Source organism: Spirabiliibacterium falconis (assembly GCF_014885015.1).
In the GTDB taxonomy this organism is placed as follows: Bacteria; Pseudomonadota; Gammaproteobacteria; order Enterobacterales; family Pasteurellaceae; genus Spirabiliibacterium; species Spirabiliibacterium falconis.
This window is the reverse complement of sequence record NZ_JABMIJ010000004.1, coordinates 151,475-169,790: the sequence shown is the minus strand read 5'-3', so window position 1 is coordinate 169,790 and position 18,316 is coordinate 151,475. Positions and strand designations below refer to the sequence as shown.

Sequence of the window (18,316 nt, the reverse complement as noted above, 5' to 3'; positions counted from 1 at the left end):
AAGTGCGGTTAGACCGCACTTTTAGTGTAGATATATTATTTAGTGTTTGATGCTTCTGCTGCTTGGATGAGATCTGCGCCAATGGCACCTTCAAATTTTTTCCAAACAGGACGCATAGCCTCACGCCATTCTTTACGTTGCTCTGGCGTCAGGATAATAATTTCACTGGTGCCAGATTCTTGAATGCGTTTTTTGTCTGCCAAATTAAATTCGTGTGATTGTTTATTTACGCTATCACTGACAGTTTCCATGATTTCACTTAATCCTTGACGTACATCATCAGGTAAGCCATCCCAGAATTTTGAATTGACGATAACCATATAGGAAAGCAAACCGTGATTGGATTCTGTGATATATTTTTGTACTTCATTGATTTTTTGTGAGTAGATGTTGGAGTATGGGTTTTCAGCTCCGTTCACTACACCTGTTTGCAATCCTTGATACATTTCACCGAATGCCATTTTTCGTGGTACGGCATGCAGCTGCTTAAATTGTGCATCAAGAACTTCTGAATTTTGTACACGGAATTTCAAGCCACGCGCATCTTTTGGTACAACCAATTTTTTGTTGGCGGAAAGTTGTTTTAAGTCATTATTCCAGTAGCCAAGCCCTGTGATACCTTTATCTTTCATGCTGTTAAGTAAGCTTTTGCCTGCGTCACTTTTTTCAAAACGTTGCACCGCTTCAATGTCATCAAACAAGAATGGCAAATCAAATAATTGGATTTTTGGGGTGTATTTATCAAATTTTGCCAGTGATGGTGCGAGCATTTGGACATTGTTAAGCAATAATGCTTCCATTTCTTTACCGTCACCGTAAAGCGATGAGTTCGAATACACTTCGACTTTCACTTGATCAGGAAATTTTTCTTCAGCTAATTTTTTAAAGAGTAATGCGCCTTGTCCTTTCGGGGTTTCATCTGCAACCACATGAGAGAATTTAATCACGATAGGTTCTGCGGCAAAGGCGTTTGAGGAGAATACAGCACCAAGTGCGGTTGCCGAAATGAGTACGCTAAGTAGATTTTTCTTCAATTTCATAAGGCGATCCTTTTCATTTATTAAGTTAAATTGCTTAAAACTGCCTTTATACAATAGCAATGGATAAATTTTAGTAAATTAACTTTTTCTGAAAAGTTGATCTCGTTCGCAAAAATTTAACAACTAATTCACTCTTTTGTGGTATTTGCGTCATTTTTGTTCATGTACGTTCTCGTAAAGGGCATGAAAGGTTATTTATTTTTATAGTAACCTATGTTATTATTGCTACCATTATTATGTGTTTGTGAAGAATTTTAAGGAGATACCACACAAGATGATCAATTTTTCTGATATAGAAAATTCTATTAAGCAATGTGCTCAATCAGAGCCAGATATGCCGATTGAAAAAGTGCTTACCATTCGTTTGATGATGCACTGCGTCAATGGCTATTTGGAGCATCGTAATAAATTGTTAAAACAGTGGGGATTGAATGATACGTTATTTATGGCGTTAGCGGTGCTATTTACTCAACCTGATTATACGATTCAGCCATCAAAATTGAGTGAAATTCTCGGTTCATCACGTACTAATGCAACGCGCATTTCAGACGATTTAGTTGAGCGAGGCTGGATTGAACGTGTGATGAGCCCGTCTGATCGTCGTTGTTTTTTGCTTAAACTAACCCCAGAAGGGCACGAATTTATCAATGCACGCTTACCCAAACAATGGGAAAACATTAATGCGGCATTTGCAGGATTAAGTAAACAAGAAATTGAACAGCTCTACACGATTTTACATAAATTAGCGAATAATGTCGGTGTAGCGTAACGCAGTATAAAAAGAATACAAGGTAAACTTATGTCAAACACTCAGGATGTTGCCACAAGCGATAACACCGCACCAGTGGCAATGAAAACAAAAAGTAGTAAAGCCCGTAAACGTAAAAAAGCGTTAAGTATTTTTATTCTGTTATTAATTATTATTACCATTATAGGGACGCTTTACTGGTTTTTCTTTCTAAAAGACTATGAAGAAACGGAAGATGCCTATGTTAATGGCAATCAGGTGATGGTTTCAGCTCAAGTGCCGGGCAATATTGCGAGTATAAATTATGAAAATACGGATTATGTTGCCGCAGGTGATGTGTTACTGACATTAGACGATACCAATGCAAATCTGGCGTTTGAACAAGCGAAAGCCAATCTTGCAAGTGCGGTTCGTCAAATCGGGCAGTTACATTATCAAGTATCACAATTAAGTGCGGTTGTGCAGGCAAAACAGATTGCATATAACCAAGCACAGGCTGACCTTGAGCGGCGTATTGCGTTAGGTAAAAGTGGTGCAATTGCCCAAGAAGCATTACAACATGCCAAAGATAATGCAACGGCAGCACGCGCTGACTTGAAAGCAGCACAAGACCAGCTTTCAGCTACGCGTGCATTATTAGGAGAGAGTGATCTGCAATCGCAACCGAGTGTGCAGCAAGCCTCTGTTGCTTTGCGTAAAGCGTGGCTTGATTTGCAACGTACAAAAGTTGTCGCTCCTGTGAGTGGGCATGTGGCGCGACGTAGTGCGCAAGTGGGGGCTATGGCGGCTGTTGGTACACCATTAATGGCAATTATTCCAAGCAAAGAAGTGTGGGTAGATGCGAATTTTAAAGAAACGCAACTCAAAGATATGCGTATTGGACAGAGCGTTAAACTCTATTTTGATATGTATGGTGATATTGAATTTGATGGGCGTGTGGTGGGGATTGAGCCAGGTACCGGTAGCGCATTTTCATTGTTGCCAGCACAAAATGCAACGGGGAACTGGATCAAGGTGGTTCAGCGTGTACCTGTCCGCATTGCCCTTGAGCCAGAACAAGTGGAGAAATACCCATTGCGTATAGGGCTTTCAGCCAAAGTCGAGGTGCATACAGCAGAGCGTGATGGCGACAACATTGCAAGTGTTGCTGGCGGAGAGCCATTATTTACAACCAATACGCTCAATTATGATCAGCAAGAAGCGGATATGCTCATTGAGCGCATTATTCGTGAGAATGCACATCAATAGGGTGATGTTATGCAAAAAGCATATCCTCCGCTAAAAGGCGGGGCGTTAGTTTTACTCACCTTAGGGCTGGCGTTAGCCACCTTTATGCAGGTGCTAGATTCCACCATTGCCAATGTTGCTATTCCCACTATTGCGGGGGATTTAGGGGCATCAGTTAGCCAAGGCACATGGGTGATTACCTCATTTGGTGTGGCGAATGCGATCGCCATTCCGATCACGGGGTGGTTAGCAAAACGCATGGGTGAAGTGCGGTTATTTTTAATTGCAACCGCACTTTTTGTGTTATTTTCGTGGTTATGTGGTATCTCTCACAGTTTGGGCATGCTCATTTTCTGCCGTATTATGCAAGGCTTAGCGGCAGGGCCGATTATTCCACTTTCACAAAGTTTATTATTAAATAATTACCCACCTGAACGGCGTGGCATGGCATTGGCGTTTTGGTCGATGACGGTGGTGGTTGCTCCCATTTTTGGGCCAATTTTGGGCGGGTGGATCAGCGATAATCTCCACTGGGGATGGATCTTTTTTATCAATGTCCCTATCGGGTTAGCGGTGGTGCTGATGGCGTGGAAAACCATTGGCAAACGTGAAAGTGAAATTATACAGCAGCCAGTGGATAGCATGGGGCTGGTGTTGTTAATTTTAGGGGTAGGGTGTTTGCAATTAATGCTCGATCAAGGGCGAGAGCAGGATTGGTTTAACTCCACAGAGATTGTTGTGCTAACGATTATTTCCGTTATTAGCTTAATTGCCTTGATTATTTGGGAATTGACGGAAGACAACCCGGTGGTGGATATTTCCTTATTTAAATCACGCAACTTCACGATTGGTTGTTTAAGCACGAGCTTAGCGTTTTTGGTTTATATTGGCTCAGTGGTATTAATCCCATTGTTGTTGCAAAATGTCTTTGGTTACACGGCAACGTGGGCAGGTCTTGCCGCAGCACCTGTTGGAATTTTGCCGATTTTGCTTTCGCCTATCATTGGGAAATACGGTGCTAAAATTGATATGCGCTTGTTAGTCACGTTAAGTTTCTTCGTGTATGCTGCCACGTTTTATTGGCGTGCGGTAACATTTGAGCCCAATATGAGCTTTGCAGATGTGGCGTTACCACAATTCGTGCAAGGTTTGGCGGTAGCCTGCTTCTTTATGCCACTTACCACGATCACATTATCTGAAATTCCGCCACAAAAAATGGCATCTGCTTCCAGTTTGTTCAATTTCCTTCGAACATTGGCAGGCTCAGTGGGGACATCATTAACCACCTTTTTGTGGTATCGGCGTGAGGCGTTACACCATTCACAATTGACTGAATTTATTACGCCTTATAATGTGAATTCGCACGGGTTTTTTGAGCAGATGCACCAACTCGGTATGAATGATACGCAAATTGGGCTTTATCTTTCAAACTTAATCACGGCACAAGGCTTTATTTTAGGGGCGAATGAGATTTTCTGGCTATCAGCGGTGATTTTCTTGTCGCTGTTTATCGTGATTTGGCTGGCGAAACCACCATTTGGACATTCTGGTCCACCTGCGGTTAAACAACATAAATAAAAGTGCGGTCAGACCGCACTTAAGCGTGTTTGCGTGGTTTGATAAGCGATTTCTAAGTAACCTTTACGGGTAGTATTATCGACTAAATGAATGTCATCAAATACCTGATGAGCAATATCGGTTATGCCACAGAAATTAAATAAGCCATCAGCCAGCATATCACGAATGGATTTATCAAATCCAAATCCTTGATATTCTTGCCAATTACTGCCAATGGTGATGAATTGTTGTAACCGTTTTCCACCCAGTAGCCCGTGGGATTGTCCATCAAGGGTTTTATAAGCAAAGCCAAAGGTTAAAGTGCGGTCAAGGTAGCCTTTTAATATTGCGGGATAACCCATCCACCATAGGGGGTAAATGAGGGTGATTAGATCCGCTTGGCGAAGATATTGATGCTCTATTGCTATGCTGTCGGCGATGACGCCGCGATAGCTATCGGCGAGCTCTTGCCACGATAAGATGGGATCAAAATTTAGTGCATATAGATCGCGCACCACGGGTAACCAACCGCACTTTTCAGTGGCGAGCACGACGGTTTCCAAGAGTGCGTGGTTGAAACTTTCAGGGTTAGGGTGTGCGTAAATAATTAAATGTTGTTTCACAATGATGTTTTCTCGACGGTTAAGGTAATGCCATGTACGGCGGTGACTTTGATGGCATCACCAGCGTGCAAATGCACGCCTTGAATGCGCCATGTTGTGTCGCCAAATTGTCCTCGCCCGATACCATTATCAAAAAATTCAAGCACTTGCCCTGTTTGTCCTAACATAGCAATGCCACGCTGATTAAGTTCATTGTGGGAATCATCGACTTGATCTTTGCGGTGTTGATAACGCCACCACAGTAGGCTAAAGGCAATAGCAAGGCAGGCGAATAGCACCCAGCTGGTGGCAGGTGAAAGCAGAAAAAGTGCGGTTATTCCAGCCATGGCAAGTCCTGCAACACCGAACCACAAGAGGAAAATGCCGGGTAGGAGGGCTTCTCCTATCAGCAAAATAAAGCCCAAAATTAACCAGTGCCACACGCCCCAATGGGTGAGCCAGTCCATAGTGTGCCTCCTAGTGTTTCTCGTTTTTCAGTAATTCTGCAATGCCAGCAATAGAGCCGATTAAGTTGCCAGCTTCCAGCGGCATTAGCACCACTTTACTATTTTCTGCCTGCCCAATTTTTTGTAAGGCTTCAGTGTAACGTTGCGCCACAAAATAATTGATTGCTTTTGTGTCGCCTTGGGCAATGGCATCTGAAACCATTTTAGTTGCACGAGCCTCAGCTTGTGCTTCACGTTCACGTGCTTCCGCTTTTAAAAACGCTTCTTGACGTTCCCCTTCTGCTTGTAAAATGCGGGATTGTTTATCCCCTTCAGCACGCAAAATAGCGGCTTGACGAATCCCTTCTGCTTCTAGCACTTCTGCGCGCTTATTCCGTTCGGCTTTCATTTGCGCATTCATTGAATCAATCAGTTCACGCGGTGGGCGTACATCTCGAATTTCAATCCGAGTCACTTTCACACCCCATGGATTGGTGGCTTCATCGACAATAGTCAGAAGGCGAGAGTTAATTGAATCTCGTTGCGAGAGCATTTCGTCAAGCTCCATAGAACCTAGTACAGTACGGATATTAGTTAGTGTTAAATTAATAATCGCCTGTTCTAAATTGTTGACTTCATAAGCGGCATTGCGAGCGTCAATGACTTGAACGAAGCATACGGCATCAATAGACACATTTGCGTTATCTTTTGAAATCACTTCTTGTGAGGGGATGTCGATAACTTGTTCCATCATATTGATTTTGCGTCCTACGCGGTCAATAAATGGCACAATAAAATTCAGCCCTGGGGTTAGGGTGCGCGTATAGCGACCAAAACGTTCAATCGTCCAGTGATAACCTTGTGGTACGGTTTTTAAACTGGAAAAGAGCGTGATGACAACTAAAATAATAAAAAAGATAACAGCAGTTGGTAGGGTATCTAAAAATTCCATAACAAACTCCACGGTGATTAATGATGTTGATGATAATCATAACCCGCCTCGTTTGCAATAAAATGCAAAGTGCGGTTGATACAATGAGGACCATCTTCATCATGATGAGAAACAAAAATAAGCTGTGTTTGGCTATTGTCAATGAGCTGTTCAATGAAGGTGAGCACTAAGTGGCGGTTGAGCGCATCTAGCCCCATTAAAGGTTCATCTAAGATTAAAACGGGGGGATGTTTAACCATGGCTCTTGCGATCAGTAATAAGCGTTGTTGCCCAAAAGAAAGGCTTTTAAATGGGCGATGTGCAATCGCTGTTAGATTGAGTCGCTCCAGCCATTGCAGGGCCCGTAAGCGAGTTGGTTCGTCCACCTGTTGGTAAACACCAATAGAGTCGAGAAAACCTGAAATAATCACATCTAGTGCACAGCAGTTGACACGGTAATCCAAATGCAGTTGATTACTGACATAACCGATATGTTGTTTAATTTCCCACACCGTTTCACCGCTACCACGTTGTCGCCCAAAAATATGCACATAATTATTGAATGCTTGTGGATGATCGCCCGTGATTAATGAAAGCAGGGTGGATTTACCACAGCCATTATTGCCTTTAATCCACCAGTGCTCCCCTTTTTTTACTTGCCATGACAGTTTATTTAAAATGACGTTTTCGCCGAATTGCACAGTAACATTTTTCAATGCAAAAAGGATGTCGCCATCAGGCAAGGCTGGCGGATTTAGTGGAGCAGGAATTGCACGATGGGTGGCGTTTTCGGCATAACACAGTTGCTGGAACAAAGGGTTTTTCTGCATGTCAGAAAATGACGCTTGCAGCACTTGGTGGCAATGACTGAGTAGCGTAACACTTTGTGCTGTGGGCGGAATATCATTTAGACGGTTAAGAATAAGAACAACACAGCGAGTTTGGCTTAATTGTGCAATGAGATGCCGCCATTGTTGCTGGGCTGCGTGGTCTAAACCTTCAAATGGCTCATCTAAAATCAGCAAGTCAGGTTCATCAATTAAACATTGGGCGAGCAAAACCTTGCGTGCTTCGCCTGTGGATAATTGCTTGAAAGCGCGTGTTAAAAGTGCGGTTATACCTAGCATTTCAGCGATCTCGGTGAGCTTTTCTGAGTGAGTGCTGTCAGCCAGAATAATGTCTTTTGCACTTGGACCGTGATCGTCGGGAGAGCGAGTATCATCATTCAGTTCGTGAGCAATACGCTCAATCAGCTGTTGATGGGTACGCAATGACAGTAGAGCAGGGCGTTGAAAATGTGAATAATATTCCCCCTGTTCGCAGGAATGATGTTGGCTAAGAAACTGGGCTAAAGTACTTTTCCCAGAGCCATTATGCCCCACCACAACAGCAAAGTGCGGTGTGTGTAATTGAAATTCAGTTATCTCAAGATAGCGTTGCGGTGCGATTTTAATTTTTGCATTGTGCAGACGTAACATAATCTCTCCATAATAAAAAAGCGAACCTAATGATTCGCTTTGATGTCATTACTGATGTTTGTTTCGCTCACCGATATCGGCAGCGGCGGTAAAAATAACGTCCGTTGATGAATTAAGTGCGGTTTCGGCAGAGTCTTGAATAACGCCGATGATAAAGCCAACGCCAATCACTTGTGCGGCGATGTCGTTTGAAATACCAAACAGACTACACGCTAATGGAATGAGCAACAATGAGCCGCCCGCCACACCTGATGCACCGCAGGCACAAATACTGGCGACAACACTCAGTAAAAGTGCGGTTATGAAACTCACCTCAATCCCGAGCGTATTAACGGCTGCAAGGGTTAAGATGGTCACGGTAATTGCCGCCCCTGCCATATTAATGGATGCGCCGAGTGGAATAGAAACGGAATAGGTTTCTTCATCTAAATTGAGGCGTTTACACAAGTTAATGTTCACGGGAATATTCGCCGCAGAGCTACGGGTGAAAAAGGCAGTTAAACCACTTTCACGAACGCATACCCAAATCAGTGGGAATGGATTTTGGCGAGTTTTCCAAAACACCAAAATAGGATTAATGATAAATGCAACAAAAAGCATTGCTCCAACCAATACGGCGATTAAACGGGCGTATGTGCTGAGTTCGCTCAAGCCTTGGGAGGCAATAGATATTGCCACTAAGCCAAACACACCAAATGGCGCAAAAGCAATGACCACTTTAACAAGCATGGAAACCGCTTCCGCCATTTCGTGGATGAAACGCTTGGTGCTATCGCTGGCGTGGCGTAGTGCAAACCCTAAACCGATTGCCCACGCTAAAATTCCGATATAATTGGCGTTATATAAGGCTTTGATAGGATTATCTACGATGTTCATTAACACCGCCATAATGACTTCTGCCACATTTTGTGGTGGGCTAAGTTCGGCATCTGTGGTGACCAAGGAGAGTGACGTTGGGAAAAGGTAGCTGGCAATGACAGCCACAAATGCTGCAAGAAATGTACCAAGGAGATATAATACAATGATAGATTTCATTACCTGACTACTGCGATCGCTGTCACTTTTCTTTTTATTGCTGATAGCCGAAAGGACAAGAATAAAAATTAAAATTGGCGCAATCGAACGTAACGCCCGCACGAACAACTCGCCTAATACGCCAACGCTATTGGCAAGGTTAAATCCCAATGTTGGTTCAAGCGGTGCACTGATAAGTGCAACGATAAGTCCTAAAACAAGACCAACGGCGATTTTGGCAATTAGACTGCCTTGAAATAAAAGTGCGGTTAGGCGATGTGAGCTACTCATATGTTTATTATTGTAAAAATGGGTTTATCATCCGTCTTGCCATGGCAAAACTCCTACGCCAAAAGATTACCTGAAAACGTGGATAATGCAAAATAAAAAAGCACCAAATGCATCAAATCAGCCATGACCGCACTTTTTATTTTTAAGGCGCATTAAAAAGATCAAAAAAAGGGTTGCAAGCTGTATAAAAAAACAGTATAAATAGCTGTATAAAAAAACAGTGCTACTGTTGAGCAAGGAGTAGATGATGAAACTGATGACAACCCAAGCGGCAAACCGCATGTATAGCTATCAACCTATCCCATTGTGCTATGACAAAAATGTACAAAGTGCGGTGCAGTATAAATTGGATTTAAACGCATATTGTATTAAAAAACCACAGGATACATTTTTTATGCATATCAGTAACACCAATCTGACAGCATGGGGTATTGATGTGGGCGATGTGCTTGTGGTGGAACGTAATACCACGCCGAGTAAAGGGGATTTGGTGGTCGTGTTGGACGGTGATAAGTTGTCACTATATGAGGTATTTTCAATGCAGCCAAATCAATGGGTATTATTTCCACTAGATTCAACCAAAACCAGTTTATATCTTACTTCATTAGATGAGGTACAAATACAAGGTGTGGTGACGAACACAATTCATCAATTTCGTCGTCGGCATGCGGCATAAATAATGTAAAGTGCGGTCAAATTAAGTACAGAAAACTGCACTTTAGTGCTATAATATTACTATTGTAAATTTTCTTATGGCATCGTTGTGAGTACATTTTCTGGACTTTCTGCAATCAACTCTGATCTTTGGTTAGTACTGCTTTTTTTAAGTGCAGCTATTATATTATTTATCTCCAATAAACTGCGAATGGATGTGGTCGCCTTATTGGTGATGGTGGCATTTAGTGTCAGCGGAATTCTTTCTACTCATGAAATTTTGGCGGGATTTAGTGATCCGAATGTCATTTTAATTGCACTACTATTCATTGTCGGCGATGCGTTATTGCGAACAGGCGTTGCCTACCAAGTGAGTGCGTGGCTATTAAAAGTCGCCAATAATAACGAGCTAAAAGTACTATTATTGTTGATGGTGACCGTGTGTGGTTTGGGGGCATTTATGAGCTCAACAGGGATTGTCGCAATTTTTATCCCTGTGGTATTGGCAATTTGTTCTCGAATGAATATCTCCCCACGTCGTTTAATGATGCCACTGAGCATAGCGGGTTTAATCAGTGGTATGATGACGTTAATTGCTACCCCACCTAACTTAATTGCCAATGCGGAATTGGTGCGTGCAGGATTGCCTGCACTAAATTTCTTTTCTTTCACGCCAATCGGCATAATAGTGCTGGTGCTTGGTGCGTTATATATGATTTTTGCTCGTCATTTGCTGGATGGTAACGAGAGTAATGATTTAAAAACAAATTATAACCGCACCTCAATGAATGATTTGATTGATAGTTACCATCTGCAAGGTCGCTCGAAACAGGCTCTGATTTTACCTGATTCGCCACTTGTAGGCAAAACGCTTGATGAATTACATCTACATTCACAACATGGTATTTTGGTGGTGGCAATTGAGCGTTGGCGGCGTATCCGTCGGATTGTTGTGAGTGCATTTGGATTGTCAGAGTTGCGTGCGAAAGATATTTTGTTGCTTGATATTTCCTCGCCCGATCTGGATTGGGCGGCATTTTGTGCTGAAAATCGCTTAAAACCGATGGACGTACGCGGAAGCTACTTTAGTGAAAAATCAAAAACCGTTGGTATGGCAGAAATTTCACCTATTCCCGATAGCACAGTGATCGGAAAAAGCGTGCGAGATATTAAATTTCAACAGCGTTATGGCTTAATTATTGTCGGTGTGAAACGTGGTGGTGATGTGCTAGACATTGATCCAAGTGAGATTGAAATGACGGCAGGGGATCAATATCTGGTTATCGGTGAATGGCGTTTAATTCAAGAAATGCGTAGTCAAAACCGAGATTTTTTCATTCTCAATTATCCCGCAGAGGTTGATAACGTTGCCCCAGCGGCGAGTCAAGCACCCCATGCTATCCTCTCGGTGGCTTTTATGGTAGCGATGATGGTCAGTGGGGTAGTTTCTAACGTTATGGCAGCATTAATTACGTGTATGCTGTTGGCAAAATTCCGTTGTGTTGACGCAAAAAGTGCCTATCGAGCCATTCACTGGCCAAGTATTGTACTGATCGTGGGGATGATGCCATTTGCGACTGCATTGACCAAAACAGGCGGGATTAGCCTTGCGGTCAATGGGTTGCTTGATTTAGTGGGGGGGCTTGGCATTCATGCTATTCTTGCCAGCTTATTTATTTTATGTGTGGTTGTGAGCTCCTTTATCTCGAATACCGCTACGGCCATTTTAATGGCACCTATTGCAGTGGCCATGGCACAACAACTTGATACTTCTCCAGTCCCGTTTGTGATAACCATTGCAGTATCGGCATCGGCAGCCTTCATGACCCCTGTGGCATCACCGGTTAATACCATGGTGTTAGGGCCAGGTGGTTATCGATTTGGCGATTTCTTGAAAGTAGGTGTGCCGTTCACTGTCATTGTGATGATCGCCACGATCATCATTGTGCCGTGGATGTTTGGTTAATGAAAGAGGGGCAATAGCCCCTTTTTTAGTTGATAATCTCACCCCAAAGGTCATACTCATCACTATGGGTTATCGTTGCTTGTACAAAATCGCCTACCTTGACCGCACTTTGGTTTGGGTTTTGCAAATACACGAGGCCGTCGATCTCGGGCGCATCCGCCATAGAGCGTGCGATGATGCCTTCATCATCGATTTCGTCAACCAATACCGTGAGGGTTTGCCCCACTTTTTGCGCCAAACGGGCGGTGGAAATACGCTGTTGAGTTTGCATAAAGCGATGGTAGCGTTCTTCTTTGACATCCTCTGGAACTTGCTCTGCCATTGCTGTGGCAGCAGCACCGTCCACGGGGCTGAATTTGAAACAGCCTACACGGTCAAGTTGCGCAGCGTCTAAAAAATCGAGTAGTTGCTGGAAGTCGTCTTCTGTCTCTCCAGGAAATCCGACGATAAAGGTTGACCGCAAGGTTAGCTGTGGGCAAATTTCACGCCATTGCTTAATGCGTTCTAAAGTGCGGTCAATGCTACCTGGGCGTTTCATCGCTTTCAGAATTTTCGGGCTGGCGTGTTGCAGTGGAATATCCAAATACGGCAAAATTTTGCCTTGTGCCATTAAGGGAATCAATTTATCCACGTGTGGATAAGGATAAACATAGTGTAAACGAACCCACACCCCCAGCGTGCTAAGTTGCTCACATAATGACAGCAACGAATTGTTCAGTGGCATGCCGTTCCAAAACGCGATTTTGCTTTTCTCTTTTTTCGTTTTATCAAGCGCATAAGCACTCGTGTCTTGAGAGACTACCAATAATTCTTTTACTCCCGCGTCAACTAAACGTTTAGCTTCGTCAAGCACTTGCCCGATTGGGCGGCTATCAAGATCGCCCCGCATCGAGGGAATAATACAAAAGGTGCAGCGATGGTCACACCCTTCGGAAATTTTTAAATACGCATAATGTTTAGGCGTGAGTTTTATTCCTTGTTTCGGCACAAGGCTGAGGTAGGGATTAAATTCTGGACGAGGCACATATTTATGTACCTGTTCAAGCACAGTTTCGTAACTGTGTGGTCCACTCACTTCAAGCACATTAGGGTGGACTTGGCGAATCTGATCTTCTTTTGCACCCAGACAGCCTGTGACAATGACTTTGCCATTTTCATTTAATGCTTCGCCAATCGCTTCAAGGGATTCTTGCACGGCGGAATCAATAAACCCGCAAGTATTAACAATCACCAAGTCGGCGTTTTCATAACTTGGCACAATGTTATAACCCTCTGTACGTAACTCGGTTAAAATCCGCTCGGAATCGACCAAATTTTTGGGGCAGCCTAAACTTAAAAATCCAATATTGGGGGTATGTTGCATCTCTAATCCCATTCTCAATGACCGCACTTGATTTGCGGTGCTGACAAAATAAACGAACTATTTTAGAGAATTTCTGATAAAAAGGCTATGAATTCTCATATGCAACGTGCAAAGTGCGGTCAAATTATAAAAAATGGTAATTTTTTACAAAAAAAGTTTAAGAGTTGGCGGATATTTTACAGATAAAGATTAATTTTTTTGCAAATTTAGGCTATATTAGAAGAGATAATTTTTAGCATTTTTATTACAAACCATTAATATTTATTTTTATAGGTAAAATAAATCTGCTTTTCGTTAAATGATCATCAAATTTGTGGTTTGACCGCACTTTTGAACAACTAAAAGGAAATACTATGTCCGATATGGTTAAAAATGACGTGGATACAGTGGAAACTAATGATTGGCTACTAGCGATCGATTCCGTTATCCGTGAAGAAGGCGTTGAGCGTGCACAATTTATCATTGAGCAATTAATGCAGCGTGCACGAGCTAACAATGTTTCCTTGCCAACAGGCACGACAACGGATTATGTGAATACTATTCCAACGGCTGAAGAGCCAAATTATCCTGGTAATTTAGACATTGAACGTCGTATTCGTGGTGCTATTCGTTGGAATGCCATTATGATGGTATTGCGCGCTTCGAAAAAAGATTTGGAATTGGGTGGGCATATGGCTTCGTTCCAGTCGGCTGCAACAATGTATGAAGTGTGTTTTAACCATTTCTTCAAAGCACGCACTGAGCAAAATGGTGGTGATTTGGTGTTCTTCCAAGGTCATATTTCACCGGGAATTTATGCACGTGCATTCCTTGAAGGTCGTTTAAGTGAAGAGCAATTAGATAATTTCCGTCAAGAAGTTCATGGACGTGGCCTTTCATCTTATCCACATCCAAAATTAATGCCAGAGTTTTGGCAATTCCCAACCGTATCAATGGGACTTGGTCCACTAAATGCCATCTATCAAGCACGTTTCTTGAAATACCTTGAGCATCGTGGCTTAAAAGATACCTCTGATCAAACTGTTTATGCCTTCTTAGGTGATGGCGAAATGGATGAAGTGGAATCACGTGGTGCATTGGCATTTGCTGCCCGTGAAAAACTTGATAATCTCGTGTTTGTGATCAACTGTAACTTGCAACGTTTAGATGGTCCAGTTACAGGAAACAGTAAAATCATTCAAGAATTAGAAGGTCAGTTTACAGGCTGTGGCTGGGAAGTGATCAAAGTGATTTGGGGACGTCGTTGGGATCGCTTATTACAACGTGATACCTCAGGCAAATTATTGCAGTTGATGACCGAAGTGGTGGATGGTGATTACCAAACAATGAAATCCAAAGATGGCGCTTATGTACGTGAACACTTCTTTGGACGTTACCCTGAAACTGCGGCATTAGTTGCAGATATGACTGATGATGAAATCTGGGCGTTAAACCGTGGTGGTCATGATCCAATCAAAGTGTTTGCAGCATTTAATAAAGCGAAACAAGTCAAAGGCAAACCTGTAGTATTGTTGGTGAAAACCATTAAAGGTTATGGCATGGGTGAGGCTGCGGAAGGTAAAAATATTGCTCACCAAGTGAAAAAAATGGATATGTCAGGTGTGCGTCACGTGCGTGATTACTTCTCAATTCCAGTTAGTGATGACAATATTGAGAAATTGCCATATATCAAATTTGAAGAAGGCTCAGACGAGTATAAATATCTCCACGAACGTCGCCAAGCCCTCAACGGCTATTTACCAACGCGTGCACGTCGTTTTACCACTGAGCTTGATGTGCCAGCGTTAGATGAGTTCTCTCAATTATTCGAAGCACAAAATCGCCCAATTTCAACGACGATGGCGTTTGTGCGTTCCTTGAATGTATTATTGAAAAATAAATCGGTGGGCAAACACATTGTGCCAATTATTGCCGATGAGGCCCGCACGTTTGGTATGGAAGGCTTGTTCCGCCAAATCGGTATTTACAATCCTCACGGTCAAAATTATACCCCACAAGATCGTGAACAAGTGGCGTATTATCGTGAAGCTGTGGATGGGCAAGTGTTACAAGAAGGGATTAACGAGCAAGGCGCAACTGCCTCATGGTTGGCAGCTGCTACCTCTTATAGCACCAATAACGTGCCAATGATTCCATTCTTTGTCTATTACTCAATGTTTGGCTTCCAACGTGTGGGTGATTTGATGTGGGCAGCTGGCGACCAACAAGCCCGCGGCTTTATGATCGGCGGTACATCAGGGCGCACCACCCTCAATGGTGAAGGTTTGCAACACGAAGACGGACATAGCCATATTCAATCGGCAGTGATTCCAAATTGTATCTCCTATGATCCTGCATTTGCGTTTGAAGTGGCGGTGATCATTCAAGACGGTGTGCGTCGTATGTATGGCCCAGAGCAAGAAAACGTGTACTACTACATCACCACCTTGAACGAAACCTACGATCAACCTGCGATGCCGAAAGGTGCAGAAGAAGGTATCCGTAAAGGTATTTACAAATTTGAAACGGTCAATGGTCAAGGCAAAGGTAAAGTGCAGTTGCTTGGCTCTGGTGCAATTTTACGTCATGTTCGTGATGCGGCGAGATTATTGGCTGATGACTTTGGCGTGACGTCTGACGTGTATAGCGTAACCTCATTCACTGAAGTTGCACGTGAAGGGGCTGATGTTGAGCGTTATAATATGTTGCACCCAACGGACAGCGCACGCGTGCCATACATTGCGCAAGTAATGAACGATGCACCTGCAATTGCAGCAACTGACTATGTTAAATTATTTGCTGAACAAGTTCGTCCATTTGTTCCTGCATCGAGCTATCGCGTGCTAGGTACAGACGGTTTTGGTCGTTCAGACAGCCGTGAAAACTTACGTGAACATTTTGAAGTGAATGCACACTATGTTGTGGTGGCTGCATTAACAGAATTGGCCGCGAAAGGTGATGTTGATAAGAAAGTGGTTGCCGAGGCAATTGCGAAATACGGCATTGATGCAGACAAAATTAACCCATTGTATGCCTAATCAGCGAGGAAAAAGGAAATACTATGTCTAAACAAATTCAAGTGCCCGATATCGGCAGTGATGAAGTTACTGTCACCGAAGTAATGGTGAAAGTGGGCGATAAAGTAGACGTTGATCAAAGCATTATCAACGTTGAAGGTGATAAAGCCTCGATGGAAGTGCCGTCCCCTGAGGCGGGCGTGGTGAAAGCGTTGCTAGTGAAAGAGGGCGACAAAGTAACCACCGGCAGCCCAATGATGGAGCTCGAAGCTAACGGCGCAGCAGAAGCTGTGCCAGCTAAGGCGGAAGAAAAGCCTGTTGAAAAAGCTGCTCAAGCAACCCAAAGTGCGGTTGTGGATGTCAACGTGCCCGATATTGGCGGCGATGAAGTGAACGTGACTGAAATTATGGTCTCTGTTGGCGATAAAGTAGATGCCGATCAGTCTCTTATCACCGTAGAAGGCGACAAAGCCTCAATGGAAGTGCCAGCCCCATTTGCTGGCGTGGTAAAAGAAATCTTGATCAAAGACGGCGATAAAGTTTCTACTGGTAGCCTGATCATGCGTTTTGAAACTGCCGAAGGCGGTGAAAGTGCGGTTGCAGCACCAGCAGCTGAAAAACAAGATGCCGCTCCACAAGCGGCTGGTGGCGTGGTTGATGTGAACGTGCCAGACATCGGTGGTGATGAGGTCAATGTCACTGAAATTATGGTGGCAGTTGGCGACAGTGTTAGCGAAGAGCAGTCACTGATTACCGTGGAGGGCGACAAAGCTTCAATGGAAGTGCCAGCCCCATTTGCAGGTGTGGTCAAAGAAATTTTGGTCAAAGATGGCGATAAAGTCTCTACGGGTAGCCTGATTATGCGTTTTGAAGTGGCAGGCGCCGCGCCAGCGCAGGCTGCAGTTGCTACGCCTGAAAAAACGGAAGAAAAATCGGCTCCACAAGTGGCGCAACGTGAAAGTGCGGTTACCTCTTCACAACAAGATGTGGTTAGCAGCGCAACTTATGCACATGCCACACCAGTGGTTCGCCGCCTTGCGCGTGAATTTGGTGTCAACCTTGATAAAGTGAAAGGCACTGGTCGCAAAGGTCGCATCTTGAAAGAAGATGTACAAAACTACGTTAAGAATCTCATCAAACAAGTGGAATCAGGTCAAGCACCTACGGCATCAGGCGGTGTTGCTAATGGTGCAGGCTTGGGCTTGTTACCATGGCCGAAAGTGGATTTCAGCAAGTTTGGTGAAGTGGAAGAAGTTGAATTAACACGCATCAACAAAATTTCTGGTGCAAATCTACACCGCAACTGGGTGATGATCCCACATGTGACCCACTTTGACCGTGCCGACATCACGGATTTAGAAGCTTTCCGTAAAGAGCAAAACGTGTTGTCTGAAAAACAAAAATGGGGCGTAAAAATCACGCCTGTGGTGTTCATTATGAAAGCGGTTGCCAAAGCACTTGAGGCGTATCCACGCTTTAACAGCTCGATTTCAGAAGACGGTCAACGCTTGACGCTGAAAAAATACGTCAACATCGGCGTGGCAGTGGACACGCCAAACGGCTTGGTTGTGCCTGTGTTTAAAGATGTCAACAAAAAAGGCATTATCGAGCTTTCTCGTGAATTGATGGACGTGTCGAAAAAAGCTCGCGAAGGCAAGCTCACCGCTAGCGATATGCAAGGCGGATGTTTCACCATTTCAAGCCTCGGCGGTTTGGGTACAACCCACTTTGCGCCGATTGTGAACGCGCCTGAAGTGGCTATCTTAGGGGTATCAAAATCTGATATGGCACCAGTATGGAACGGTAAAGAATTTGTGCCACGCTTAATGTTGCCATTATCATTATCGTTTGACCACCGCGTGATCGACGGTGCAGACGGTGCCCGTTTTATTAGCTACATTGGCAGCGTATTATCTGATTTACGTCGTTTAGTCATGTAATCGAAATCCAGCCCACGCTCTCGAGCGTGGGATAATGAACCAAAGTGCGGTTACGCACACAAA

General features: G+C 43.7%; 14 protein-coding genes. 7 read left to right on the top strand and 7 right to left on the bottom strand.

Annotation, left to right across the window (positions count from 1 at the left end; all coding sequences use genetic code 11):
• Window positions 1-35 precede the first annotated feature (35 nt).
• On the bottom strand, window positions 36-1,040 hold the full coding sequence (locus HPC40_RS01805) for a TRAP transporter substrate-binding protein (protein WP_208117773.1): 1,005 nt from the start codon (window positions 1,038-1,040) through the stop codon (window positions 36-38).
• A 274-nt stretch (window positions 1,041-1,314) separates the two neighbouring features.
• On the opposite strand from HPC40_RS01805, the gene mprA reads away from it, so the two are divergent.
• The 3 genes from mprA to HPC40_RS01790 are packed head-to-tail and all read left to right on the top strand — an operon-like array spanning window position 1,315 to window position 4,593.
• Window positions 1,315-1,809 carry a transcriptional repressor MprA gene (mprA, locus tag HPC40_RS01800; RefSeq protein ID WP_208117772.1) on the top strand — a complete coding sequence of 165 codons (495 nt, stop codon included), beginning with the start codon at window positions 1,315-1,317 and terminating at the stop codon, window positions 1,807-1,809.
• 30 nt (window positions 1,810-1,839) lie between these two features.
• Window positions 1,840-3,036 (top strand): EmrA/EmrK family multidrug efflux transporter periplasmic adaptor subunit, encoded by a 1,197-nt coding sequence (locus tag HPC40_RS01795; RefSeq protein WP_208117771.1) that lies wholly within the window; start codon window positions 1,840-1,842, stop codon window positions 3,034-3,036.
• Between the two features lie 9 nt (window positions 3,037-3,045).
• Window positions 3,046-4,593, top strand: coding sequence for a DHA2 family efflux MFS transporter permease subunit (locus tag HPC40_RS01790; protein ID WP_208117770.1), 1,548 nt, complete (start codon window positions 3,046-3,048; stop codon window positions 4,591-4,593).
• An 8-nt stretch (window positions 4,594-4,601) separates the two neighbouring features.
• Here the strand turns inward: HPC40_RS01790 and HPC40_RS01785 are convergent, their stop codons facing one another.
• Genes HPC40_RS01785 through sstT form a run of 5 tightly spaced genes read right to left on the bottom strand, consistent with a single transcriptional unit; the run spans window position 4,602 to window position 9,334 of the window.
• Window positions 4,602-5,195 (bottom strand): NAD(P)H-dependent oxidoreductase, encoded by a 594-nt coding sequence (locus HPC40_RS01785; protein ID WP_208117769.1) that lies wholly within the window; start codon window positions 5,193-5,195, stop codon window positions 4,602-4,604.
• Window positions 5,192-5,641, bottom strand: a complete 450-nt coding sequence (locus HPC40_RS01780) for an NfeD family protein (protein WP_208117768.1) — start codon at window positions 5,639-5,641, stop codon at window positions 5,192-5,194. The genes HPC40_RS01785 and HPC40_RS01780 overlap by 4 nt, the downstream gene beginning before the upstream one ends.
• A 10-nt stretch (window positions 5,642-5,651) precedes the next feature.
• Complete coding sequence (locus tag HPC40_RS01775) at window positions 5,652-6,572, bottom strand: SPFH domain-containing protein (protein ID WP_208117767.1); 921 nt, start codon at window positions 6,570-6,572, stop codon at window positions 5,652-5,654.
• A 17-nt stretch (window positions 6,573-6,589) separates the two neighbouring features.
• On the bottom strand, window positions 6,590-8,029 hold the full coding sequence (modF, locus tag HPC40_RS01770; RefSeq protein ID WP_235972266.1) for a molybdate ABC transporter ATP-binding protein ModF: 1,440 nt from the start codon (window positions 8,027-8,029) through the stop codon (window positions 6,590-6,592).
• Window positions 8,030-8,077: 48 nt separating this feature from the next.
• The gene (gene sstT, locus HPC40_RS01765) at window positions 8,078-9,334 is read right to left on the bottom strand and encodes a serine/threonine transporter SstT (RefSeq protein WP_208117766.1); all 1,257 of its coding nucleotides are present in this window, start codon (window positions 9,332-9,334) and stop codon (window positions 8,078-8,080) included.
• Window positions 9,335-9,581: 247 nt separating this feature from the next.
• On the opposite strand from sstT, the gene HPC40_RS01760 reads away from it, so the two are divergent.
• Complete coding sequence (locus HPC40_RS01760; RefSeq protein ID WP_208117765.1) at window positions 9,582-10,010, top strand: LexA family protein; 429 nt, start codon at window positions 9,582-9,584, stop codon at window positions 10,008-10,010.
• An 87-nt stretch (window positions 10,011-10,097) separates the two neighbouring features.
• Window positions 10,098-11,954 carry an SLC13 family permease gene (locus tag HPC40_RS01755; RefSeq protein ID WP_208117764.1) on the top strand — a complete coding sequence of 619 codons (1,857 nt, stop codon included), beginning with the start codon at window positions 10,098-10,100 and terminating at the stop codon, window positions 11,952-11,954.
• 25 nt (window positions 11,955-11,979) lie between these two features.
• Here the strand turns inward: HPC40_RS01755 and rimO are convergent, their stop codons facing one another.
• On the bottom strand, window positions 11,980-13,317 hold the full coding sequence (rimO, locus tag HPC40_RS01750; RefSeq protein ID WP_208117763.1) for a 30S ribosomal protein S12 methylthiotransferase RimO: 1,338 nt from the start codon (window positions 13,315-13,317) through the stop codon (window positions 11,980-11,982).
• A 353-nt stretch (window positions 13,318-13,670) separates the two neighbouring features.
• Here rimO and aceE point away from each other — a divergent pair, with 353 nt between their 5' ends.
• Window positions 13,671-16,334 (top strand): pyruvate dehydrogenase (acetyl-transferring), homodimeric type, encoded by a 2,664-nt coding sequence (gene aceE, locus HPC40_RS01745; RefSeq protein WP_208117762.1) that lies wholly within the window; start codon window positions 13,671-13,673, stop codon window positions 16,332-16,334.
• 23 nt (window positions 16,335-16,357) lie between these two features.
• On the top strand, window positions 16,358-18,253 hold the full coding sequence (aceF, locus tag HPC40_RS01740; RefSeq protein WP_208117761.1) for a pyruvate dehydrogenase complex dihydrolipoyllysine-residue acetyltransferase: 1,896 nt from the start codon (window positions 16,358-16,360) through the stop codon (window positions 18,251-18,253).
• Window positions 18,254-18,316 lie beyond the last annotated feature (63 nt).